This window comes from Pseudochelatococcus lubricantis (genome assembly GCF_011762225.1).
Taxonomy (GTDB): Bacteria; Pseudomonadota; Alphaproteobacteria; order Rhizobiales; family Beijerinckiaceae; genus Pseudochelatococcus; species Pseudochelatococcus lubricantis.
On record NZ_JAASQI010000011.1, the window covers coordinates 1 to 20998 of the forward strand.

A 20998-nucleotide genomic window follows, 5' to 3' on the forward strand; every position below is an offset into this window, starting at 1 on the left:
CGGCATCGCAAACCTCCTGCCTTCCCACAACTGAATCAGACCCAAGCTGATTTGGGAAGACACAGAGAGTCGCGATCTCCGAGACTTGGTATTAGCTATCGGTCGAGAAACACCTATTTTCCGCACAGTGCGCCCCCTGGCCGCTCTCAGTCGGCCGCAGGTGGCGAAGAAATATGCGGAGATGTACGTTGGATTGATTTATTGCGCGGCAATACGCGATTCGGGTTTTCCGTAGTAGCTTGGCCGGCATGAGTTCTCGCCGCTGCACTGTCTAGTCCGGTGTTGACTATTGAATTTTTGCGTAAATTGCGCAAAATGATAGGGGGCGTTCATGCCACAGGCCCGGGCTGTTCCGGAGAGCGATTTTTCGCGGAATTTCGGAAAGTATCAAGACGAGGCAATCAAGGCCGGCGTCATCAACATCACCAGCCACGGCCGCGTCGTCGGGGCCTATCTCTCGGTCGTGGAGCTGGAGCACTTCGAGCGTCTCAAGCGTCGGGAGCGCGAGGTTTTGAAGCTCGGCGAGCTCGATCACGAAACGCTCGCAGCAATCGAGGCTGCCGAGTATGGCGCCGAGCCCAGGTGAGTATCCCGACACCAAAGCCTGGTCTCGTCATTCGTTACAGCTTCCTCTAGAGCTCGGAGCACGATCAGGGTGTTGTCGAAGGGGTGAAGGACCGCCCTTGTGCAATTGTCATTGTCGAAGCGCAGAAAGCTCGGCGCGGGCGCGTCGTTCAACGAGACGACTGACAAGGGGGAAAGATAGATTAATCAATTAAATCAAATCGTTAAATTCCACAAGATGCCTTGAGAGACTCGACATATGGCAGGTGGTCATCCTTCCCGGCAATCACGATGTAGCTTACAAGAAGGTGCTGGCAAGCACCTCTATCCACGCGACACCCGTAAGATGGCGTTCGACGCTCACGATCGGGTTTGCCTCCTTCAAGAGCCCCCTCACTCGCGGCATCTACGGCGACATGAACCGTAGACATGGGCTGGTTATTCCGCCGAGATGATGGCGCATCGGAGGAGCCTCGTGGCAAGGAGTCGTCGCTCCGAGTCATCGCACTTTATTCGTTGCATCGAACCCCAAACCGGGAAATCCGTCAGCGCAAGCACAAGCTGAAGCGCAGTGCCCGACATGGCCTCGTCCTTCAACGCCTCGCGGACCAGGGCCGCAACGCCCGCTTCCACGGCTCGCAGAAATTGGTCCAGTTCCGGGATGAGATGCCGATCGGCATACGCCTTTTTGAGGCGGAGCGCACCGCGCCGATAAAACCCGTCCAGTTCATCGACAAGGCGTTGCAGGCGATCCTCCAAACGATCGAGACCCTCGAATATCACCGGCGCCCGTTCGGGTATCGGCGGTGCCATCTCCTGCCAGACATGGGCGCCGCAGGCCGCGACCAATGACCCCAAATTGGGAAAATGCCTATAGACCGTTGCCGCACCGATGCCAGCCCGCTTGGCGACGTCGACGAAAGACGTTGCGGCAACGCCTTGTTCGTCGTGCAGCAGCATCGTCGCGGCAATGATGCGCTCGCGGGTTTCATCCTGGGTCTTTGCGCGCTCCTTCATGCGATAAGCGCGGCGGTTTGTTCGATCTTCCATATTGACGATAACACTATTCCGTGGAATTTATATTCCGGTAAATTGCCTCATATCGAGGCAATTGTCCATCGAGGATCGCGCCATGAACCTGACTGCACCCATTGCCACGAACATGCCATCGCGTGTCGAGGAACGCCGGTTTCTCGGCCTGCCGACCTGGATCAAGGCTGGCCGGGAACTGACCGGCGGTCAATTCAGCCTGATCGAGCAGATCATCCCGGCTGGCTTCGAGTCACCGTGGCATATGCATCATTCCGAAGACGAGTCGTTCTACGTCATCGAGGGACAGATGTCGGTGATCATGGAGGGTGGCAGAACCTTGCTTCAGGCCGGGGACTTCGCCTTCGGTCCGCGCGGTATTCCGCACGGATTTCGTATAGAAGGAGAGGGCCCGGCGAGAATCCTGCTGATGACGACGGGAAGCGATTTTGCTGACTTCATCGCCGAGACGAGCGTGCCTAGCGACACTCCGCCGGCCGCCCCCGATATGGCGTTCCTGGTGGCGGCGGCCGAACGGCACAACCTGGCTATCCTTGGGCCACTACCGAAATAGGGCGGCGGATTTGGTGTTGGCAGCAGAACGCCGCCAACACAACAGCGCGGGATCACTGGTCTGATGTGCTGCACACGGAGGCTGAAATGCGCGACATTTTGGAAAGATCGGTTCTGCCCGCTGATCGTCTTCGCATCGGCTCAACTCTGGTGGCGTTGAGCCGCGAGGCTGGGTTGACCAATGCCGATTTCGAGGCGCTGGAGCAGATCAGTGACCAGCAATCCACCACGCCCATGGACTTTGAATGAAAATAGCCAGCCAGCAGGAGGACAGCCCTCAGACTTCCCGCAAGCCGCAAAACATCAACCACCTGGAGGCCGCCAGCCTGACGCTGGTTGGGGGGACGGTCTGGGAAGCTTTGGTGAGCCGCGCCCAGCTTGCCGTTCACGAGACCATTCTGATCCATGGTGGTGCCGGCGGTGTGGGCACGGTGGCGATCCAGCTTGCCAAGGCGATAGGTGCGCGGGTCATCACGACGGCGCGCCGTAGCAATCATGAAGTCGTGCGTTCGCTCGGAGCGGACGAGGTAATCGACCACACCTCCGAAGACTACGTCTCAGCCGTGGCGGAACTGACGCATGGGCAAGTGGTGAACGTCGTATTCGACACCATTGGCGGCGACACTCTGACGAAAAGCGCGCTCGCCCTCGCAGATGCCGGACGGCTGGTCAGCATCGTCGACATCGCGCAGCCGCAGAACCTGATCGAGGCTTGGGGAAAGAACGCCGCCTACCATTTCGTGTTCACCCGTCAGAACCGAGGCAAGCTCAACGCGCTGACAAACCTTGTCGAACGTGGCCTGATCAAGCCTGTCATCGGCGCAGTGCTTCCTCTGGTTCGCACAGGCAAAGCGCATGAACTGCTCGAAGGCGGAAGCTCCGTGGGCTTCGGGCTAAGGTGGCGATCGATGTCGTGGGCCAGACTGTCGAGCTTCCCGCGCTGCGATAGATACATCGATAAGACAGCAATATATTCCCACAATACCATCCTTTTTGAGAACCCCCGCACGCACTGCGCGACAGCGGCTATCGCCTCGCGCTTTCCGAAAGCGGCCAGTCGCCTAGAATCTGTCCTGTTTCAACGTAAACAGGACAGATTCTAGTTTCTTTATTTTGAGCGAACTCTGATCGGAACGCGCTCTAACAGCCCCCACTCGGTCATTCGCTCGCATAGCAGCGAAAGGCCGCTCTCCGTCCTGCGCGTCGCGCCGATGGTCAGGCAACTCCGTGCATTTTCTGCTCGTCGGTGGTTTCTGCGCCGGTGCGGCATCGGCGTGATGTCGGCTTTGCAATCAGGTCGTCTGATCGGTACTCTTCCGGGAGAGGTGCCGTCGGCGCCCGTCAGCATGCGTTGCCGGCCAGATGCGCGATATGAGGAGGAACAAGACCATGCTTCGCCGTGCGTTCGTCCTTGGCGCTGCGCTGTTGGCGCTGACGTCCGCTCCTTTCATGGCTGCGGGGGAAACGATGAGCGAGACGCCCTTGCACGCGACACCATTGCACACGGCGGCGAAACGAAACGATGTCGCGCGGATCGAAGCACTTCTGGCTGATGGCGCGGATATCGAGGCGCGCGACGACAGCGGCGCCACCGCCCTGCTGGTAGCAACCCATGAAAACAACGTCGCCGCCGCACGGTTGCTGATAGCAGCCGGCGCGGACGTCAATGCGAAGGATAAGATCAGCGACAGCCCGTATCTCTATGCCGGCGCGCGGGGCCACCTGGACATTCTGAAGCTGACGCTGACGCATGGCGCCGACCTGAAAAGCACCAACCGCTTCGGCGGCACGGCCCTCATCCCCGCGTCGGAACGCGGTCATGTCGAGACCGTGCGTACGCTGATCGCGGCCGGAGTCGACGTCGATCATGTGAACAACCTCGGTTGGACGGCGCTCCTGGAGGCCGTCATCCTCGGCAACGGCGGCGAACGCCACCGACAGATCGTCGACGTGCTCATCAAGGCAGGCGCGGACATCAACCTTGCTGACCGCGAGGGCGTCTCGCCGCTTCAACACGCACGCGGCCATGGTTACGACGAGATCGAACAACTGCTCGTTGCCGCAGGGGCGCGATGAAGATGGATCTTGTTCGATTGCGGGCTCGTCCATGCCGCTGCCGCGCTTCAGCACCTGACAGACAAGCCGGCGCTGGCGGGGTTCGGGGAAGCGCTTGTCGCTCGTCGCTTGAAGGTGATAGGTTGGCGGGTGAGGGCAGCATCCACGCGGGACCTCCTTAACTTTAATCCAGGCAGAATGCATGTGATGTTGGCGCTGTCGGGCGTCGGGGAAGTCTTTCTATGCGCATCCTACTCGTCGAGGACGACGACATGATCGCCAGAGCGCTTACGACGGCTCTTGGCAGCGAGGGCTTTTCCGTTGATCATGTTGCCTCAGGCGAACTTGCTCTCGAAGCGCTGCAGAGTGGCGGCCATGGTGTGGCGCTGCTTGACCTCGGCTTGCCAGAGATTGACGGGCTCGATGTGCTCGCGCGGGCTCGCCGCAGCGGGGTCGAAACGCCGATCATCGTCGTGACCGCCAGAGATGCTCTCGAAAGCCGCATTCACGGCCTTGACATCGGGGCGGACGATTACATCGTGAAGCCCTTCGAGGTTTCGGAGCTTTCCGCGCGAATCCGCGCTGTTTTGCGCCGCCACGCCGGCAAGGCAGTTTCCCGGCTGGATGCCGGGGAGGTCTCGCTCGATCTTGCCAGCCACACAGTTTTCTACCGGGGTTTGGAAGCGATGCTGCCGAGCCGCGAGTTCGCGCTCGTTCAGGCGCTGGTCGAACGGCCGGGCATGATTTTCTCGCGCGACGTCCTTGAAGAGAAACTCTATGGATGGGGAGAGGAGGTCGAGAGCAACGCCATCGACGTGTTGATCTACTATGTCCGTAAAAAATTCGACAAGGACATTATCCGCAACGTCCGGGGAGCCGGCTGGATGATCCCACGGTAAGCCATGCCCCTGCGCGTATCTTTGATCATCGCTTTCTCCGTCGTCTTCACGATTCTCGGCGTCGCTTCCGCTGTCTACGGCCACGTCAGCGCGCGCCGTGAGGTCTGGGACGTTCTCGATCTCCAGCAACGCCAGATTGCCCAGTTGATTGGTGACGGGAGCGGGGTCTTCTCAGATCATTCCGGCAGCACAGACCTTTCCAATGAGGACGGCTATGCCGTCGAAGTTCGATTTGCCGACGGACGTGCCTCCCGCGTGTCGCGGGCGGACGTCGATTTTCCGGAGACGATCGTTCCGGGGTTCTCGACGTTCGACACGCCCTCCGGGGAATGGCGCGTATTCACCCTGATCGGCGAACAGCGCGTTGTGCGCGTTGCGCAAATGCTCGCGGAGCGTCAGGAACTGGCCGAGAACGCTGCCTGGAATGCGGCGCTCCCCATCCTTGTCGCGATACCGCTGTCGTGGGGCGTCGTCTGGGCGCTGGTCGGCGCCATTCTCGGCCGGCTACGCCCTCTGATCGAGCAGGTCGAACGGAGGACCGCCGAGGAAACCGAGCCGGTCGAGCTCGGCGACGGGCCTGCGGAGCTGCGCCCGCTCGTCGATGCCATGAACCTGGCTTTCGCCCGCCAGCGCGCTGCAGCCGAACAACAGAAGCAATTCGTTTCAGATGCCGCGCACGAGCTTCGGACCCCGCTGACCGCGCTGTCTCTTCAAATCGAGAACCTGCGTCATGCGAACCGGGATCCGGCACTTGATGGCCCGCTAACGGATGCCACTTCGGGAATCCGTCGGGCGTCGGCGCTGACCTCGCGTTTGCTGCAGCTCGCCCGGCAAGAGGCACGCGCGACCGTAGCCGCCCCGGCCGAGGTTCGGCTTGACGATATCGCTGTGCGGGTGATCGGCAGTTTCTTTGCCTCGGCCCAAGCGAAGAATATCGACCTCGGGACGAAAGCGAGCGAACCGACAATCGTGCGCGGAGATGAGGCCGATCTCGTCGCGCTCGTGGAGATTCTTGTCGACAACGCGGTGCGCTATACACCTGCGGGTGGAACGATAGACTTGACGATTCGGAAGGAGAGGGAGCTTCCACTTCTGATTGTTGAAGACACAGGCCCGGGAATTCCTGAGGATGCCATCGAGCTGGTTTTCGAACGCTTCTATCGGGTCGACGAGGCGCAGGGCGAGGGCGCCGGTCTCGGGCTGGCGATAGCGCGCGTGATCTCCGCCCGTCATGGTGCGACCATCGCGCTTGAGAACAGACGGGACCAGACCGGGCTCAGGGCCACCGTCCACTTTCCGTGACTGACGGCCGATGCGGGAAAGTTCCGTCAGGCTCCCCGGTATGCTGAAGGAAGCTGTGCCGCCTTGCGCGACAGGGGCCGACATTCGCTCCCGCTCCGGCAAATCATGGAGTGTCGGGAGCCGCGAATGGCGACTGGCTATCGGCGTGCGGCGTGCGTCAGCGGGATCCATATTTCGGCCGCAAGCCCTCCCGGTTCAGCCGAACCAAGTTTCAGTTCCGCATTGTAGGCATTGGCAATGTCTTGAACGATAGCCAGTCCGAGGCCGGCGCCCGGACCGTTGATATCGAGCTTGACGCCCCGCAGTGCCGCTGTGGCTCTTTCGGGATCCTGAAGGCCGGGGCCGTCGTCCTCGACGGAGATCGACTGTGCGTCCTTCCCTGTCGCTGCCGAGATGCGTACCCGCGATTGCGCGTGCCGGGCGGCGTTCTCCATCAGATTGCCCAGCATCTCGTTGAGATCCTGCGGGTCGATGGTCACCTTCATCTCGGTAGGCACGGTGTTTTCGAACCGCACCCGCTCACCATCAGGCGTGCGTTCCAGCGTACGGATGAGATCATCTACCGTCCGTGCAAGCGGTGTCGCGGCGCCGGGCCCGCCATGGCGGATACGCGCGCGGGCGAGTTCACGGTCTACATGGCGGCTCATGCTTTGTACGATTTCGCTGATATCGCGCGCTATGCTGACTTCGCCCCGGTCGTGCAGGCGTCGCACATCGCCCGCCAGCGCCGTCAACGGCGTGCGCAAGCCGTGAGCCAGATCGGCGGCGCGGTCGCGGGCGCGGCCTAGTTCTCGCTCTTGCGCGGCAAGCAGCGCATTGATTTCCTCAACAAGAGGCGCGACCTCCTCCGGCACGTCGGTTGCGAGGCGGGTCGCCGCGCCGGATCGGATATCGCCGAGGGCGTTGCGCACGGTGTATAGCGGCTTCAGCCCCGCCCTGATCTGAATGGCAAAGCCGGCTAACAGAACCGTGCTGAGAATGCCAAGCGCCACTACGAGATCGCGCGCGAAGCCGGCGAGGAGCGGCTCGATTTCCGCTCGATCGATCGCCACGCTGACGCGGATAAGCCGGTCGACGCCTTGCACGGCTATGACGATGGCGCGCTCGTGGACGATGAGTATCGAGTTGCGGGGGCCGGTGATACGGCTTACTTCCACGCCACCCTGCGGACTGGGTTCGACGGGGAGGGCGAGCATCTCGTTCCAGAGCGATCGCGAGGCGATGAACTGGTCGTCGGTGCGGTCCTCAACCTGCCAGTAGAGCCCGCCCAGCACGCGCATGAAACGAGGGTCGGCGGGCTCCCGCATAAGCGACATCCGTCCCTCGGCGTCGAAGCGCACCGCGCCGATGAGCTGCCGCAGATGGGTGTCAAGCTCCTGACCGACGCGCCGTTCGAGGTGGCGGGTGAAGAGCGCGGTGAGGCCAAGTCCGGTCAAGACCATGGTGGCGGCCAAGACGACGACCGCGAAGGCGAGAAGACGCAGACGGAGGGATCGGGCTATCTGCATGGGTGGCCGTCACTCGGCTATCATGTAGCCGAAGCCGCGCCGGGTCTCGATCAGTGCATCCGGAAGCTTGCGTCGGACTCTGCCTACCAGTACCTCGATCGCGTTCGAAGCGCGCTCGAAATGCACCGACTGCAGATGCTCTGCAAGCTCCTGCTGAGGCACGACGCGGCCCTTGTTCAGCATCAGATAGGCGATCAGTCTGTACTCCTGTGGCGAAAGCGGCACCGGCACGCCGCGCACCGTCACCCGCATCTGCCGTGTGTCGAGAACGGTGTCGCCCACGGCGATGGTCGCCGCCGCATGCCCGGCCGAGCGGCGGATGATGGCACGCAGCCTCGCAATCAGTTCGTCCATCTGGAAGGGCTTGGGCAGATAGTCATCAGCGCCGGCGTTGATGCCTTCGACGCGCTCGGTCCACGAGCCGCGCGCGGTCAGTATTAGAACCGGCAGGTCGCGGCCTGCGTTGCGCCAACGCTTGATTACCGCAAGGCCGTCCATATGAGGCAGGCCGAGATCCAGTATGGCGGCGGCGTAAGTCTCGTTCTCGCCCATGTACCAACCTACTTCGCCGTCGGTTTCCGTATCGACGACGAAGCCGGCGGCTTCCAGGGCGGTGCCCACATCACGGCGAATGCGAGAATCGTCTTCGATCAACAGTACCCGCAAGATCAGTCGTCCGTTTCACGTTTCAGCACGCGGCCGGTCCTTGCATCGACCTTAAGCTCGGTGCGCCGGCCGGAGGCATCGACATGATAGACCTCGTAGGCTGGCCGCCCCGACTTGTCTCTGCCATCGAACTGGATTTCCACGATCTCTCCACCAAGTTGCGCTTCAAGCAGTCCAATCAACTCGCTGGCCGACATGATCCCCGGGGGCAACCGCTCGCGTTCCCCCGCCTGGGGCGCCGCAACGACCGCCACCATCACGGTAAAAAGGAGGAAGAAGGCCAGAATGCGCATGGGTTCTTATCTGCCTCTCCAGATGACAGGAAGCTGACAGGAGCGGACGGCTGGCTGTCACTCCAGGGCCAGCATAGTGACGGCGATCGAATCACGATCAGCAAGCAAGAGGATATTATTTCATGCACAAGCTTCTTGGAACCACTGCTGCCACCGGGCTCGTTGCCGCTCTTCTCTACGCAGCTTCCGCGCAGGCGCAGACTGTGCCGACCGTGCAGGCGGAGCATGTAGAGAAGACGGAGTCGACGGAGAACGAGCGTTCCAAGTGCGGCTCTCACCCCAGGGATCAGTGGCTGAGCGTCATCGCGATTACAGAGAAGGCCACTGCGCTTGGCTACAACGTGCAGGGTGTTGATGCTGACGACGGTTGCTATGACGTGAGTTCGCGTGACTCCTCCGGCAACAAGATCGACGTCAAGTTCAATCCCGTGACCGGCGAAGTCGTCAAGGTCGAAACCGAGTCGGATTGATCCGGGAACGAAAATCTCTATGGAGACTGTGAAGAAAAGTCGTGCGTAGTCACAGTCTCCACCATCTCCGCCGGCGGGCGGCTGAAGAAGCGGGCCAATTGGCCCGCTTTTTTTGTTCCAGCGGGGTGATGGCTGTGCGTCATGTCCTGCGCGGCGGCAACTTCCGTCTCCCGCCGCGTTTCCTCTTCCTGGCGATGCAGCGAGCATGGATTGTGATCGGTGCATTGCAGGATGACCGGTGTTTCCGGCCATGATCAATCGAGAGCGATAATTGGGGTGTTCTAAGTCGCCGCTCATTTTAAGCAGGCAATGTCTTCCGGCCGCAGGATGATGCGGCTTCCAATAAAGGAAGACAAGATGAACATTCGTATCTCCACTGCCATCGCGGCTGCTGTGCTTGCCTGCGGCATCGCCTCCACCGGTCCCGTTTTCGCTGCCGCCCGTCCTTGCGAGGACGTACTCAAGGAATTCAGGGACGCCAAGGCGACGGCCAAGCCCGACGCGGCCACCTTGAAAAAGGTCGAAGACCTTGAGGCCAAGGGCGTCGAGCGCTGCAATGCCGATGACGACAAGCGCGCGGACGCTTTTTTTGCCGATGCCATGAAGCTTCTTGGGAAGTGAGGTAACGACCGTGACTTCCGCCACACTTCACGTTGCAAACGAGCCGACCGGAAATGCCAAGCTGCGGCCAAACCGCGTGCCGGAGGTCACGGTGGACTTCTGGTTGATCAAGCTCATGGCGGTGACCATGGGCGAGACTGCCGCGGATTATCTCGCCGTCAATCTCGGCCTCGGTCTGACGGCGACCTCGCTCATCATGAGCGCCGTTTTCGCCGCCATACTTGCTTATCAGTTCAGGCAGCAGCGCTACGTACCATGGGTGTATTGGGCGACGGTGGTGCTCATCAGCATTGTGGGCACCCTCGTCACCGATAACCTGGTCGATAACTTTGGCGTCAGCCTGCCAACCACCACCATCGCATTCTCCGCGGCACTCGCCGCCACGTTCGCAATCTGGTATGCGATCGAGGGCACGCTCTCGATTCACACGATCTATAGTTTCCGTCGAGAGGCTTTTTACTGGCTGGCAATTCTCTTCACTTTCGCACTTGGAACATCGGTTGGCGATCTGGTTGCCGAGCAATTCGCCATCGGATATCTCACGACGGGCCTGCTGTTTGGCGCGATCATCGCGGCGATTGCCGTGATCTGGTATGTTCTGCGGACGAACAGCATTCTTGCGTTCTGGCTTGCCTATATCCTGACACGCCCACTCGGAGCATCCTTCGGAGACCTGCTTTCGCAGCCGATCGAGTACGGAGGTCTTGGCTTCGGCACGGTTATCACGAGCCTGATCTTCCTCATCTGCATTGTCGCAATCGTCGCCTACGCAACACTCCGGCAATCCCGTAGCGAGGCGAGAACAAGGGCAGCGGCCTGATCGCTCCCGACTCTGGCGTGCAATTCAGGCAGGCCGCACAGGCCTGCCTGTTTGTCGACAATCAGTGTCCGATGGAAGCTGTGGGGAGTTCGTCCCGATACATTCGCCCGGACGGACGAGGTGTCTGCCGGTCCGATCTCGTTGAGCAGCTCGTTGCAGATGGCTTCCTGACATTGTCATAATTCCATCGGAGAAAGTGTAATATTTCTTTAAAATAGACACCGAGCCGATAGCGGTCACGAGCAAAGGCGACTATGTTAAATAGTTCCGACAGCACGGACATAGACATTGAATCCAGAAAATCAAAATCCGTCGATCCTGTCACAGATCGAAAAATGGTTCTTCGTGGAAATTGAAGAACCCTATAGCACTATCGAAACAAATCTGATTTTGATTTGTGTCGCGGTTATACTTTTCATTATTGTTGCAGTTTTTAATTGGATGGCGACGCATCAGGATCGGGTTCGGCGTTTCGCGGTCGGGCTTCGGCAGCGTTCGCGCGTCCGGCAGGCCGAGCGGAATCTGCGGGCGGGCCTCGCGTTTCTGTTGCGCCGTTTCGATGTCGCCGGTGCTTATGGATTGTCCTTTTCCATCACGCTCAGCGCCTTGTTCCTTGGCATCTGGTTCTTCGGCAATGTCCTTGAGCACCTGTTGTCATATGATCAGGTAGCTTTTTTCGACATGCCTGTCGCCGGCTTCATTGCCGGTCATCGGATCCCCTGGCTGACAAGCCTGATGCAGGCGGCAGTCCTGCCGGCAACGGGCATCGGCATGGCGATCGCGGCGCTCGGCATGGTCGTTTTCCTGCGCCGCCGCCGCGGTAGTCCGCGTGTGCAATTCTTCCTGCTTGCGGTTCTGGCGGGCGCGGCGATGTTGGATATGGTCGCCGAGCGGTTGACCGGCATGCCGCCGCAGCCGGAGTCGGCAATGGCTGTTCCGGCGGTCCTGAACAACCTGCTTCTCGGCCACACCCTGGTCTGCGTCTTCTACGGCGCTGTCGCGTACCTGATTACCCGGACGCAGAGTGCCTGGGAAGACAAGGTGCTGGTATGGTCGGCCGCCGGCCTCGTCGCGGTTCTGACCGGTGTCGCGCGCGTCTACCTCGGTGCCGACTGGCCAACCGAGATCATCAGTCGCTGGGCGCTGGCGCTCACGTGGCTTTCGGCCGCGCTCGTCGTCGCGGCAATCATCGAGCAGTCCGTAGCTGACAGGGACGCGCCGGAAAAAGTACTCGATCTCGACGGCCAGGGTGCCGACGCGCTTCCGACGCCGCCTTCCGTCGTGGATCTGGGCCGGCCCGAGGTTTCGATCAACGGGCTCAGCCGGTCTGCCGTAGCGGAGCGGCAGAAGAGAGGGGAAGTGAACATCTTGATCGAACGGTCGAGCCGCTCCATCAAGGACATCCTTACCGCCAATGTCTTTACCCGTCTGAATGCTCTGCTCGTGGGCCTTTTCATACTGATACTTCTCGTTGGCGGCACGCAGGACGCGGTTTTCGGGCTGGTCGTTGTCGCCAACACGGTAATCGGCGTGGTTCAGGAACTGCGCGCCAAGCGCACGCTCGACCGACTGAGCGTTCTGGTGGCGCCTCGCGCCCGTGTCGTCAGGGATGGCGAAGTTCACGAACTGCCAACGGATCAGATCGTCATCGACGATGTGGTCGAGTGCCGCCCGGGCGATCAAATCCCCGTCGACGGCATCCTGCTGGCCGCCGAGGATCTGGAGGTCAATGAATCGCTGCTCACCGGCGAGGCGGACCCGATTGCCAGGGCTCGCGGCGAACTGGTGCTGTCCGGCAGTTTCGTTGTCAGCGGAAGCGGGCGGTTGCAGGCGGTTCAGATCGGCGAAGCGTCGTACGCGCGCCGCCTTGCCCGGGTCGCCCGCAAGTTTTCGCTGTCGCAATCGCAGCTCCGTGACGGCGTCAACGACATCCTGCGCTACTCCATCTGGGCTCTCGTTCCGACAACGGTTGTGCTTTACGCAAGCCAGTTGCTCTATGGTCCCGCTGGCGCGCAGGGCGCGGCTGTAAGTTCCGTGGCGGTGATCGTTGGCATGATCCCGGAGGGCCTCGTGCTGCTGATGAGCACCATCATGGCCGTAGCCATCGTTCGGCTCAGCGGCCAGGGAGCTTTGATCCAGGAACTCGCCGCCGTGGAGTTGCTGGCGCGCGTCGATGTGATTTGCGCGGATAAAACCGGCACACTTACGGAGGGACAGTCGACGCTGGAGGAGATCGTTCCCGCAGGAGCGGTGGCGGACGGCGCCGCGCCCGTGCTTCCCGAGGAGGTAAGGGATGTTCTGGGCGTCTTCGCACACGACGACGCGAGCCCGACAGCAAGCTCGCTCGCCTTGCGCGAGGCGTGCGCGCGTCCCGATGCCGCGATCTGGTCCGTGGCGGGATCGGTGCCATTTTCATCTTCTCGCAAATGGAGCGCTTTCGCGTTCGCCCGTCAGGGAACATGGCTTCTCGGGGCGCCCGAGGTGGTTCTCGCTGGCGTGGAAGGCGCCGGTGCGCTTCTGGCACGTGTCCAGGCGCTCGCCGGGAGCGGCAAGCGGGTGTTGGCGCTCGTTTCCAGCAGCGAGCCCATCGCGCTGGCCGGCAAAACGCATACCTTGCCGAGCATCCGGCAGCCGCGGGCATTGATCGTTCTCGGCGAGAAGATTCGCACCGATGTCGCGCGGACGGTGCGCTATTTCGAGGAGCAGGGCGTTTCAGTGAAGATCGTTTCAGGCGATCACCCGGAAACGATCCGCGCCATAGCATCGCAGGTGGGCCTGCATCCCGGACAACAGGCTTTTGATGCAAGAAAGCTGCCGGACGATCCTGCCGCCTTCAGCGAGATCGTGGAGGGCTGCGACCTCTTCGGGCGCGTGACGCCGCTGCAGAAACGGCGGATGGTGGAATGCCTGCGCGCTGACGGCCACGTCGTCGCGATGATCGGAGACGGGATCAATGACGTCCTGGCGATCAAGGAGGCCGATTTCGGGATCGCGCTCGGCTCCGGCACCGCGGCCAGCCGAGCCGTGGCTCAGCTGACACTGCTCAGGGACGATTTCGCCGCACTGCCCGCCGTGATCGCGGAGGGAAGGCGGGTAATAGGGAACGTCGAGCGCACGGCCAATCTGTTCATCACCAAGACCGCCTACGTCTTCGCGATGGCCCTTGCGATCGGTATCGCGCAGGCGCCATTCCCGTTTTTGCCGCGGCATTTGACGCTGATCAGCTTCATCACGATCGGCATTCCGGGGATATTCCTGTCCTTCGCGAACGGCGGTTCGTTGGTTCGGCCGGGATTTGTTGGCCGCGTCTTGCGTTTTTCGCTGCCGGCCGGGGCGATCGCCGCCGCCGCGACGCTTCTGGCCTACACGGCCGCGCGGGCGCTTGCGCCAGACTATGCCGGTTTGGCGCAAACCGCGGCGACGATAGCCCTCGCAGGCAATGGCCTCGTTGTCCTGTGGCTGCTCGCCCGGCCGCAACACCTCCGGCATAGGCTCTTCATGGCTGTGTTGCCTTCAATCTTGTTGCTTGTGCTTGCATTCCGGCCTCTGCGCGATTTCTTCGCGCTGCAGTTGCCGAACCTGCCGGTATGGCTCACCATCATCGCTATCAATATCGTCGCCGGGTGGATACTTCTGAAAACCCGACGCTTCAGCGCCGCAAAATCTGGTCCGGCTCGTCCGCATCGTCCAGAGCGTGCCCCTGACGAATGACTGGTGTTCTCATGGGCGAAACCTCGCGCGTGAGCAACAAAACCGGAGCACGCGACGAGGCGGAACCGTCAGGCATCGCGGTTATGCATACCGCTTTATTCATCGGCCTAACAATTTGCGCGTCCGCTTGGACAGCCATGCCGCGTCAGTATCCATTCTGAGGTGAAGACCGAGATGTTCAAGCCAGAGTTCGATCTGCGTAGCAGTGGAGTGTCCGATACCCGGCTCCTCTAGCAGTTCCGCCATCGTGTAGGCCGCGGCGATCTTTGGAAGAGCGCGGGCACGGGCCTCATCCGTGCTCCCGCCGAGCGCGGAGTGCCGCCCTCGGAGAAGAGTCTTGATGGCACGGTTGGTCAGCTTCGTCCGCTCGTCCGCGACCTCCTCGACGCGGTTGACGCTGAGGATTTCCTTCGACGGCTTCGGGCAAAAGGCGCGGACGTCGCGCGGGGAAATACCAAGAGTGTGTGCAATCGCCGAGATGGAATAGCCAGCGTCGTGCAGTTTGATGACCTGCTTGCGCAAATTGATCAACATACGGCGACGGACCAGGCGTACCCGGTGCGACACGGCGAAGGCAGCTTGCTCTTGCCTGGCAGATTCAGCGGTCGAACGTATGCCGTCTTCCTGATCGCTGGTCGAGCCGGATGATGTATCCCGGCGGCGTGCAACAACCATCAGGCGGCACCGCGATCATTCGCGGCGCCGCTTTGCCGGAGATGGTGGGGATGAGGCGGAAACTCGCGGCAACCAGTGCCAGTGAACGCTGCCGACACAGGTGCCTGCCTGGCAGTCAACGTTCCGACGAGGGTTTGCCCCGGCCTCATATGATCCCTTCTCCGGCTTGCTTTCAACGTTATGGCGCATCTGTGCGTAGTCGGGAGAACAGCATCACGGGCGAATGTAGCAGTAAAGCAGTCTGCGTTGAGCTAACGGGAAATGTTCCGCAGATTGTATATGTCTACCTTTTCCGTCATCTACGTGAGAATACTGTGGCATCGGGGGGAAGTTTTCGCCGACTGTGGCTCTGGCCGGGCACAGACAGGCAAGCACATAGCCAACACACCATGGCGATTTGCATTCCATGAAAACTGTTCGTCTTTACCAGCAAGCTCTCCTTATCGGGGACGTCATCTACCGCTTGTGTCGTCCGAGGCCATCTGGTAGCGTTCACTGCATTTCAGGCGCTTGATAAGAAAATGCTACATGTGGTGGACCGAAAAGTCGCGTATTCGCCGGTAGATATCGCTGCGGCGGAATCTCTGGTCGTCGAGAATCTGTCGCGCGGCAACGACCATCCCGCGTTCAGCCTGACCGTTGTGGCAGGGAGTTGCGTTGCAATCTCCGGTCCATCGGGCAGCGGCAAGAGCACGCTGCTCAGGTTGATAGCGGACCTCGATCCCGGGACGGGAACAGCCCGCGTCGGCGATCTGAAGCGGGAAACGATTCCGGCGAACCAATGGCGGCGGCTTGTGACCTATGTCGCCGCCGATTCCGGATGGTGGACGTCCCCTGTTTCTGCTCACATGTCGGATCCCGATGCCGCGCAGCACCTGCTGGCCGAACTCGGCATGTCGGAAACCCTGATGAAAGCCACACCGGAGAATATTTCGAGCGGCGAGCGTCAGCGGCTGGCGCTCGTGCGGGCACTCGTCCAGCGACCACGTTTCCTGCTCCTTGACGAGCCAACATCGGCGCTCGATCCGGAATCCACGCTCAAGGTCGAAAAGCTGCTGATGCGCGTGAAGCGGGAAGGCACGGGATTGCTCGTCGTTTCCCACGATCCGGCGCAGATCGCGCGCATCGCGGATCGCCGTTATATGCTCTCGCATGCAGGACTGGCCGAGGTTACCCCGTGACGCCGATCAACCTCTCCGTCATAGACCTGCTGCTCGCCGCCTTGAGTCTGGTGATCGCCTCGGGGCTCTCGATTCTCCTGACGCTGAACATCCATCGTTCGCTGGCGATCGCTGCCCTGCGGATGGTTGCCCAACTGCTCCTCGTGGGGCTGATGCTGCGTTATGTCTTCACGATTTCATCGCCGGCGGTAACGCTTCTCGTTCTTGCCGCGATGATCGTCGCAGCGACTTATGAAGTCTACTCGCGGCAGCAATTCCGCTTTGGCGGCTGGAAGCGTTTCGGGCTTGGCGGCCTGCCGATCACCATCGCAACCGTATTCGTCACCGGCCTTGCGCTCACGACAGCGCTGCGGGAGGCGGCCTGGCTCGATCCACAGCACACAATCCCGCTTCTGGGCATTATACTCGGCAATGTCATGAATGGCACGAGCCTTGCCCTGAACGCGATGCTGACATCCGTGCAGCGGGAGAAACGTGCCATCGAGGCGCGTCTGTCACTGGGCGATGATCGCTATCTGGCTCTTGGAGGGATCCGCGTTTCGGCCACGCACAATGGCCTGATTCCGGTCATCAATCAGATGGCCGGCGCCGGCATCATCGTGCTGCCCGGTATCATGACGGGTCAGATTCTGGCGGGCATGGACCCGCTGGATGCCGCCAGATACCAGATCCTGCTCATGCTTCTTCTGGCCGGCGCGGGCACCATCGGCGTCATTGCCGCCACCCAGCTCTGCGTCGTCGCGATCACAGACGAGCGGCACCGGCTGCGCCTCGACCGTCTGACCGCGAGAAACTAGAGCATGTCACCATGACGGACTTCCCCCATTCCTCATCGATATCCATGGCGAGCATTCGATGCCCACACACGTTTCTGCTTCGGGGCCGGCCATGATCGTTCTGACAATCATCCTCGCCTTGATTGCCATCGTGGTTCTTCGCGCACTGACACGCAGGGCCGCATTTTTCATCGTAGGCATGACGCCTGACGTGGCACCCGCTCTGGCCGGCTCGCAAGCATTGACGAGGCTGCGGTCGCTTCTCTCACGATTTGCCGGACGTTATCCGGCGCTCTTCGCATTGATCGCGCGGCGCGTCGATCCCCATCGGCCGACAGGACTGCCTTTGACCCTGATGGTGCTTGCCGCGCTTTATCTCTTCGCGCTGTTCAGCGGGTTGGCGGAGGACGTTCTTGAGGCGCAGGGGACCATCCGCAGCGACAACATGATCAATGCCGCGCTGAATCCGTGGCGGGTTGAGCCGCTCGTTTCCATTTTTCTCTGGATCACCAACCTTGGCAGCACCCCGGCCGTCGTCGCGACGGTTATCATCGCGACAGGCTTTCTCTGGCCGCAAAGAAGCACTTACATCATCGTCTCCCTTTGGGTGTCGTGTCTCGGTGCCGTGTCCACGACGACGATTGGCAAGTTTCTCATCGGACGCCACCGCCCCGAGATGATGCTGGACGTGAACGCGACCGGCTGGTCGTTTCCAAGCGGGCACGCAACGGCGGCGATGGCCGTCTATGGCTTCATCGCCTATGCCATTGCCCGCGCCATGCCGGATTTCCGCGAAAGGTTCGAGGTTGTCTATTGCACAGCCGTTCTGATCGTGCTGATTGGCTTTAGCCGGATGTTTCTCGGCGTCCACTATCTAACTGATGTAGTGGGGGGATTTTTGGTCGGTGGTTTCTGGCTGCTGATCGGCTTCGGCATCACCGAAGGGAACAAACGTCAATTGCCGTCGAAACCGTCGGCCGGCAAGCACGACTAACCCTCCGATAACAACACGTCTGGAATGCATTGCGCACGCGATTCTGCATCATCCACAACCCCAACGCCGGGTCGGAGACACGCCGCCTCTACGACGCCGTCTTGTCCCGCCTCAGGCGCTCTGGCAGCCACATCGAGGTCATCGAGACGGCGCGTCACGGCGAAGGCATGACAGCGGCGGAAGCAGCGGCGAAAAGCGGGCGCTTTCATGCGATCGTGGCAGCCGGAGGCGACGGCACCGTGCACGATGTGGCCGAGGGTATTCTGGGCCAGAGCACACCGCTAGGCATCATTCCCGTCGGCACGGCCAACGTCTTTTCCCGCGAAATCGGTCTGCCGCGCTCTCCGGAGGCGTTGGCCAGCACACTCTTTGAAGGTTCCGAACGGACGATCCCGGTTGGAGAAGTCAACGGGCGGCCATTTCTCTTCGTCGTGGGCGTCGGGTTCGATGCCGAGGCCGTGCGGCAGTTCGAATCGAAAGGCACGCGCAGCTTTGGGCGGACGGGACTGGTGGGGCCGGTGCTACGTGCGCTTGCGTCCCATCGCGACAGGCTGCTGCGGATGGAAACCGACCGCGGGGTGACGGAGGCGCGCTGGATCATCGTTACCAGAACGAAGCGCTATGCGGCGAACCTGATGCTGGCGCCCGAGGCCGATCTTGGTGAAGCGCAATTCCAGGTATTGTGCATGAAAGGCAGCGGCCCCCTGATGCGGCTAGCCCAACTCTCCACGCTTGCTATCGGCCGCCTGCGTTTTGGTCCGGGCGTTACTCTGGAAACCGCTGCCTGGGTAAAGATTTGCGGAGAACGGGACGTGCCCGTTCAAATCGACGGCGAAATACTTGGAGAACTACCCCTGGATATCAGGACCCACTCCAGAAAGCTCACACTTATTCTGCCGCATGTACCTTCGGGATGCAAAGGATCGGATTGAGCCCTGCAGGCGCTTCTTGCCTGCTTTCGTCGATTGGGGCGCCTGCTGGTCGCTGACGCATCGATCGTGCCGAAGCTCACTTCGGGCAACGCCAATTCGCCCACGATCATGATCGCGGAGCAGTCCGCCGACGGGATGGCGGAATAGAATCTGTCCTGTTTACGTTGAAACAGGACAGATTCCAGGTTCCTTATTTTGAGCGAATTTTGATTGGAACGCGCTCTGAAGTGTTTCTGTATTTGATAGAAACACTTCAGCATTTGTCAGCGGCAGAAAGAGCTTTGCTTTTTCAACGCTCAAACGCCGCGCGGGCTCAAGAGTTTTTCAGCCCTTTGCTTCAATCAAAATGATAAAAATTCTAGTGTCCCTGGATATAGACCACGTGCGTCTCGGTGAACTCGTAAAGGCCGTGTTTGCCGTCGGCGCCACCGATGCCGGACTTGCGGCGTCCCGCGTGGAAGCCTTGCATGGCCTCGAAATTCTCCCGGTTGATGTAGGTCTCGCCGAACTTCAGCTCCCTGCTCGCCCGAAGCGCGGAGTTGATGTTGCTCGTGTAAATGGACGAGGTGAGGCCGTACTCGGAGTCGTTCGCCAGGGCGATCGCCTCGTCGAGGCTGTCGACGGCCTGAATGGGCAGCACGGGGCCGAAGGTTTCGCGCCGCATGATGTCCATGTCGGCGCGGGCGCCGATGATGAGCGTAGGCTCATAGTGGAAGCCGGTGGGCCTGTCGGCAACCTTGCCGCCGGTGACGACCGTCGCGCCGTCGCTGCGTGCCTGCTCCACCGCGCGGCTGACCTTGTCGAGGCCCGCCCGGTTGATCAGCGGTCCCATATGGAGATCTTCCTCCAACGACGGGTCGCCATAGCGGGTGGCGTCGAAAAGCACCCTGAGCTTTTCCACCAGCGCGTCATGAACCGGGCGCTCGACATACACGCGCTCGGCGCAATTGCAGACCTGTCCCGTGTTGATGACGCGGGAATCGTAGATGGCCTTCGCGGCGAGATCGAGGTCCGCATCGGCGAGCACGATGGCCGGCGCTTTGCCGCCCAGCTCCAGATTGACGCGGGTCAGGTTCTTGCCCGCGGCCTGCATGATGTGCGAGCCGGTGCCCACGCTGCCGGTGAAAGTGACGAGATCGATGCCCGGATGCGTGACCAGTGCCTCGCCCGATGTCGCTCCCTGTCCGCCGATGAGGTTGAAGACGCCGCGCGGCAGATCGGTTTCAGCCACGAGTTCCGCGAACACGAAGGCGTTGATCGGCGTTTCCTCGCTCGGCTTGATGACGATGGTATTGCCCGTCACGAGGGCTGGCGCGAGCTTGCGGGCGATAAGGAAGAAGGGGAAATTCCAGGGCAGGATGCCGGCCACCGTGCCGATGGGCTTGCGGAGCAGGAAGATGGTCTCGTTCGGCCGGTCGCTGGTCAGCACCTCTCCCTCAAGGCGCCGGGCCCATTCGGCCATGTAGTCGATGTAGTCGGCCGTGAAGTCGACCTCGACCTGCGCGAGACCCCTGACCTTGCCCTGTTCCTTCACGATGACGTCGGCGAGTTCCAGCCGGTGCTCGCGGATTTTGCTCGAAATCTGCCGCAGATAGCCGGCGCGCTGGATCGCGGGCAACTTCTCCCACGCGGGCTGGGCCTTGCGGGCGGCAGTCACGGCGGCGTCCACGACGTCCGGGCTGCTCTCGGGGATGCGGCCGAGCAGGGCGCCCGTGGCAGGATTGGTGACTTCGATAAGGCCTGAAGCGCCGTCGACGAACGCGCCGTCGACGTAGTTGCGATAGTCCACGGGCGTGCCGGAGAAGTTAGCGGTGTGCGGACGCAGGGGGCGGGGTGACGTCATGCTGGTTTCCTCCTTTGAGCGGGAACGGCTCAGGACATGGCCCTTGTCCGTCTCCCGGTTTGTCTTGCGCTGTTTCAGGCGCGCGG

21 protein-coding genes and 1 pseudogene are annotated in these 20998 nt (G+C 61.2%); 15 read left to right on the forward strand and 7 right to left on the reverse strand.

The genetic code is table 11. From position 1 onward, the window contains the following. Positions 1–331 precede the first annotated feature (331 nt). Positions 332–586: a type II toxin-antitoxin system Phd/YefM family antitoxin gene (locus FHS82_RS18355; RefSeq protein ID WP_166955640.1), complete on the forward strand. Its 255-nt coding sequence runs from the start codon at positions 332–334 to the stop codon at positions 584–586. A 416-nt stretch (positions 587–1002) separates the two neighbouring features. On the opposite strand, the gene FHS82_RS18360 is transcribed toward FHS82_RS18355, so the two are convergent. Further along, positions 1003–1614, reverse strand: coding sequence for a TetR/AcrR family transcriptional regulator (locus FHS82_RS18360; RefSeq protein WP_208394332.1), 612 nt, complete (start codon positions 1612–1614; stop codon positions 1003–1005). 82 nt (positions 1615–1696) lie between these two features. Here FHS82_RS18360 and FHS82_RS18365 point away from each other — a divergent pair, with 82 nt between their 5' ends. The 6 genes and pseudogenes from FHS82_RS18365 to FHS82_RS18390 all read left to right on the forward strand — a co-directional run bounded on the left by FHS82_RS18365 (position 1697) and on the right by FHS82_RS18390 (position 6422). Further along, positions 1697–2167, forward strand: a complete 471-nt coding sequence (locus FHS82_RS18365; RefSeq protein ID WP_208394333.1) for a cupin domain-containing protein — start codon at positions 1697–1699, stop codon at positions 2165–2167. Positions 2168–2253: 86 nt separating this feature from the next. Then, positions 2254–2415 carry a hypothetical protein gene (locus FHS82_RS18370; protein WP_166955644.1) on the forward strand — a complete coding sequence of 54 codons (162 nt, stop codon included), beginning with the start codon at positions 2254–2256 and terminating at the stop codon, positions 2413–2415. A 35-nt stretch (positions 2416–2450) separates the two neighbouring features. Next, positions 2451–3115, forward strand: a pseudogene (locus FHS82_RS18375) (zinc-binding dehydrogenase); the annotation flags it as partial. A gap of 500 nt (positions 3116–3615) precedes the next feature. Continuing rightward, a complete protein-coding gene (locus FHS82_RS18380) occupies positions 3616–4242 on the forward strand; it encodes an ankyrin repeat domain-containing protein (protein ID WP_377700252.1) in 627 nt (208 codons plus the stop codon). Positions 4243–4463: 221 nt separating this feature from the next. Continuing rightward, positions 4464–5120: a response regulator gene (locus FHS82_RS18385; protein WP_166955650.1), complete on the forward strand. Its 657-nt coding sequence runs from the start codon at positions 4464–4466 to the stop codon at positions 5118–5120. A 3-nt stretch (positions 5121–5123) separates the two neighbouring features. Continuing rightward, entirely contained in the window at positions 5124–6422 is a 1299-nt protein-coding gene (locus FHS82_RS18390) for an ATP-binding protein (protein ID WP_166955652.1), read from the forward strand. 137 nt (positions 6423–6559) lie between these two features. Here FHS82_RS18390 and FHS82_RS18395 read toward each other — a convergent pair whose 3' ends face one another. The 3 genes from FHS82_RS18395 to FHS82_RS18405 are packed head-to-tail and all read right to left on the reverse strand — an operon-like array spanning position 6560 to position 8889. Beyond that, positions 6560–7930 carry a sensor histidine kinase gene (locus FHS82_RS18395; RefSeq protein ID WP_166955654.1) on the reverse strand — a complete coding sequence of 457 codons (1371 nt, stop codon included), beginning with the start codon at positions 7928–7930 and terminating at the stop codon, positions 6560–6562. Between the two features lie 9 nt (positions 7931–7939). Beyond that, the gene (locus FHS82_RS18400; protein ID WP_166955656.1) at positions 7940–8596 is read right to left on the reverse strand and encodes a response regulator transcription factor; all 657 of its coding nucleotides are present in this window, start codon (positions 8594–8596) and stop codon (positions 7940–7942) included. Between the two features lie 2 nt (positions 8597–8598). Next, entirely contained in the window at positions 8599–8889 is a 291-nt protein-coding gene (locus FHS82_RS18405; RefSeq protein ID WP_166955658.1) for a PepSY domain-containing protein, read from the reverse strand. 122 nt (positions 8890–9011) lie between these two features. Between FHS82_RS18405 and FHS82_RS18410 the strand changes: the two genes are divergently transcribed. The 3 genes from FHS82_RS18410 (at position 9012) to FHS82_RS18420 (ending at position 10800) form a co-directional block, all read left to right on the forward strand. Beyond that, positions 9012–9359 carry a PepSY domain-containing protein gene (locus tag FHS82_RS18410; protein ID WP_166955660.1) on the forward strand — a complete coding sequence of 116 codons (348 nt, stop codon included), beginning with the start codon at positions 9012–9014 and terminating at the stop codon, positions 9357–9359. A gap of 357 nt (positions 9360–9716) precedes the next feature. Continuing rightward, the gene (locus FHS82_RS18415) at positions 9717–9980 is read left to right on the forward strand and encodes a hypothetical protein (RefSeq protein WP_166955662.1); all 264 of its coding nucleotides are present in this window, start codon (positions 9717–9719) and stop codon (positions 9978–9980) included. Between the two features lie 10 nt (positions 9981–9990). Further along, on the forward strand, positions 9991–10800 hold the full coding sequence (locus FHS82_RS18420) for a COG4705 family protein (RefSeq protein WP_343042622.1): 810 nt from the start codon (positions 9991–9993) through the stop codon (positions 10798–10800). Between the two features lie 321 nt (positions 10801–11121). Here FHS82_RS18420 and FHS82_RS20950 read toward each other — a convergent pair whose 3' ends face one another. Then, positions 11122–11448 carry a hypothetical protein gene (locus FHS82_RS20950; RefSeq protein WP_208394334.1) on the reverse strand — a complete coding sequence of 109 codons (327 nt, stop codon included), beginning with the start codon at positions 11446–11448 and terminating at the stop codon, positions 11122–11124. 87 nt (positions 11449–11535) lie between these two features. Here FHS82_RS20950 and FHS82_RS18425 point away from each other — a divergent pair, with 87 nt between their 5' ends. Continuing rightward, positions 11536–14511: an HAD-IC family P-type ATPase gene (locus FHS82_RS18425; RefSeq protein ID WP_208394336.1), complete on the forward strand. Its 2976-nt coding sequence runs from the start codon at positions 11536–11538 to the stop codon at positions 14509–14511. 99 nt (positions 14512–14610) lie between these two features. On the opposite strand, the gene FHS82_RS18430 is transcribed toward FHS82_RS18425, so the two are convergent. Beyond that, on the reverse strand, positions 14611–15186 hold the full coding sequence (locus FHS82_RS18430) for a hypothetical protein (protein ID WP_166955684.1): 576 nt from the start codon (positions 15184–15186) through the stop codon (positions 14611–14613). A 530-nt stretch (positions 15187–15716) separates the two neighbouring features. Between FHS82_RS18430 and FHS82_RS18435 the strand changes: the two genes are divergently transcribed. The 4 genes from FHS82_RS18435 to FHS82_RS18450 all read left to right on the forward strand — a co-directional run bounded on the left by FHS82_RS18435 (position 15717) and on the right by FHS82_RS18450 (position 19069). After that, positions 15717–16367, forward strand: a complete 651-nt coding sequence (locus FHS82_RS18435) for an ATP-binding cassette domain-containing protein (RefSeq protein WP_208394338.1) — start codon at positions 15717–15719, stop codon at positions 16365–16367. Then, the gene (locus FHS82_RS18440; RefSeq protein WP_166955688.1) at positions 16364–17164 is read left to right on the forward strand and encodes an ABC transporter permease; all 801 of its coding nucleotides are present in this window, start codon (positions 16364–16366) and stop codon (positions 17162–17164) included. The genes FHS82_RS18435 and FHS82_RS18440 overlap by 4 nt, the downstream gene beginning before the upstream one ends. A 91-nt stretch (positions 17165–17255) precedes the next feature. Beyond that, entirely contained in the window at positions 17256–18137 is an 882-nt protein-coding gene (locus FHS82_RS18445) for a phosphatase PAP2 family protein (protein ID WP_166955690.1), read from the forward strand. Between the two features lie 29 nt (positions 18138–18166). Further along, positions 18167–19069 carry a diacylglycerol/lipid kinase family protein gene (locus FHS82_RS18450; RefSeq protein WP_166955692.1) on the forward strand — a complete coding sequence of 301 codons (903 nt, stop codon included), beginning with the start codon at positions 18167–18169 and terminating at the stop codon, positions 19067–19069. A 358-nt stretch (positions 19070–19427) separates the two neighbouring features. Here FHS82_RS18450 and aldA read toward each other — a convergent pair whose 3' ends face one another. Continuing rightward, on the reverse strand, positions 19428–20912 hold the full coding sequence (gene aldA, locus FHS82_RS18460; protein ID WP_166955695.1) for an aldehyde dehydrogenase: 1485 nt from the start codon (positions 20910–20912) through the stop codon (positions 19428–19430). Positions 20913–20998: the final 86 nt, after the last annotated feature.

Excerpts from the sequence above, each read along its gene's own strand:
- FHS82_RS18355 (WP_166955640.1), top strand. The coding sequence starts at position 332 with ATGCCACAGGCCCGGGCTGTTCCGGAGAGCGATTTTTCGCGGAATTTC.
- FHS82_RS18360 (WP_208394332.1), bottom strand. The coding sequence starts at position 1,614 with ATGGAAGATCGAACAAACCGCCGCGCTTATCGCATGAAGGAGCGCGCA.
- FHS82_RS18365 (WP_208394333.1), top strand. The coding sequence starts at position 1,697 with ATGAACCTGACTGCACCCATTGCCACGAACATGCCATCGCGTGTCGAG.
- FHS82_RS18370 (WP_166955644.1), top strand. The coding sequence starts at position 2,254 with ATGCGCGACATTTTGGAAAGATCGGTTCTGCCCGCTGATCGTCTTCGC.
- FHS82_RS18380 (WP_377700252.1), top strand. The coding sequence starts at position 3,616 with ATGGCTGCGGGGGAAACGATGAGCGAGACGCCCTTGCACGCGACACCA.
- FHS82_RS18385 (WP_166955650.1), top strand. The coding sequence starts at position 4,464 with ATGCGCATCCTACTCGTCGAGGACGACGACATGATCGCCAGAGCGCTT.
- FHS82_RS18390 (WP_166955652.1), top strand. The coding sequence starts at position 5,124 with ATGCCCCTGCGCGTATCTTTGATCATCGCTTTCTCCGTCGTCTTCACG.
- FHS82_RS18395 (WP_166955654.1), bottom strand. The coding sequence starts at position 7,930 with ATGCAGATAGCCCGATCCCTCCGTCTGCGTCTTCTCGCCTTCGCGGTC.
- FHS82_RS18405 (WP_166955658.1), bottom strand. The coding sequence starts at position 8,889 with ATGCGCATTCTGGCCTTCTTCCTCCTTTTTACCGTGATGGTGGCGGTC.
- FHS82_RS18410 (WP_166955660.1), top strand. The coding sequence starts at position 9,012 with ATGCACAAGCTTCTTGGAACCACTGCTGCCACCGGGCTCGTTGCCGCT.
- FHS82_RS18415 (WP_166955662.1), top strand. The coding sequence starts at position 9,717 with ATGAACATTCGTATCTCCACTGCCATCGCGGCTGCTGTGCTTGCCTGC.
- FHS82_RS18425 (WP_208394336.1), top strand. The coding sequence starts at position 11,536 with ATGCAGGCGGCAGTCCTGCCGGCAACGGGCATCGGCATGGCGATCGCG.
- FHS82_RS18430 (WP_166955684.1), bottom strand. The coding sequence starts at position 15,186 with ATGGTTGTTGCACGCCGCCGGGATACATCATCCGGCTCGACCAGCGAT.
- FHS82_RS18445 (WP_166955690.1), top strand. The coding sequence starts at position 17,256 with ATGATCGTTCTGACAATCATCCTCGCCTTGATTGCCATCGTGGTTCTT.
- aldA (WP_166955695.1), bottom strand. The coding sequence starts at position 20,912 with ATGACGTCACCCCGCCCCCTGCGTCCGCACACCGCTAACTTCTCCGGC.